Genomic DNA, 917 nt, shown 5'->3' on the forward strand with positions numbered 1-917 from the left:
CGCAACGTTTCAGCGAAAGCATCAGCTTTCTCGCTTCCCGGTCGAGGCCCCCGCCGTCTTTGGTCACACCTGCAAAATCCGGCCATTCAGGTAGCCCCAGGTCGCGACGTATCTCATTTACAATGCCGAAACAGTCGAGCTGCGGATATACGCGCCCGCCCTTCAGCCAGGTGACTGAACGGTATTTATCAGGGTTAAACATATTTGCCTCAGATTAGTAACGTAAGCCCGGATGCTCGGCGAGGTTGTAACGTTTACGGGGCCAGGCTGTTTTGAGGACATTCATATAGCCTGCCGTGACCTGAACTGCTGTCGGGGTCCAGTAGCCGGATTTGATATCGAGCGTATACGGTGATGATGCCGGAGCAGACAGATCGGATGAAATGTACCGCCGGAATGTCAGCGTGGCTGATTTCATTTCATCCAGAATTTTATCGATCGCCTCTGAAACCCGTCCGTCAATATTGCTGATAGCAAACTTTAAATCCTGTGTCCCATCGGCGTTCCTGGCTGGTAAGGCGATATCTATCGCGCTGGCATAAAACGTCACCGGCTGACCATTTTCCAGCGTCACTGAAACGTCATCCCAGCCACTGGTTAGCCAGTAGTTATCATCGCCTGCTGATATCTGCAGCGTATCGTGAATAACCTCCGATCCGCTGCTGGCATATAGTCGCTCAAGAATTGTCATGCTTCGGCCACTCTCTGTTTAGCGCAATATCCAGTAACGACTGGCCAGCCAGCCATTCCGGGTAATTCCCCCAGCCAGAAGGCGGTAACGGGCGTTCCCATAATTCCAGCGTTGCGCTGTACTGCCAGTATTTTGGCGCGACCAGCGTCGGCCCTTCGTAAATATCCACGAACCTGGCTTTATAGGGCTTTACCCCGATGGGAGTCTGGAGTTTCAGATAGAACCA

Annotated in this window: 1 protein-coding gene and 2 pseudogenes; all 3 read right to left on the bottom strand. The window is 52.6% G+C overall.

The features are described from left to right. Window positions 1–202, bottom strand: a pseudogene (locus RRF55_RS27145) (nitrite transporter); the annotation flags it as partial. A gap of 12 nt (window positions 203–214) precedes the next feature. Beyond that, the gene (locus RRF55_RS27150) at window positions 215–691 is read right to left on the bottom strand and encodes a DUF1833 family protein (RefSeq protein ID WP_065800658.1); all 477 of its coding nucleotides are present in this window, start codon (window positions 689–691) and stop codon (window positions 215–217) included. Next, window positions 678–917 (bottom strand): annotated as a pseudogene (locus tag RRF55_RS27155) (hypothetical protein); the annotation flags it as partial. The gene RRF55_RS27150 and the pseudogene RRF55_RS27155, both read right to left, overlap by 14 nt.

The organism is Klebsiella sp. K47 (genome assembly GCF_051858335.1).
GTDB classification, from domain to species: domain Bacteria; phylum Pseudomonadota; class Gammaproteobacteria; order Enterobacterales; family Enterobacteriaceae; genus Klebsiella; species Klebsiella pneumoniae.

What these genes read in the sequence shown, in the direction of transcription:
- RRF55_RS27150 (WP_065800658.1), bottom strand. Translation starts at nt 691, where the DNA reads ATGACAATTCTTGAGCGACTATATGCCAGCAGCGGATCGGAGGTTATT.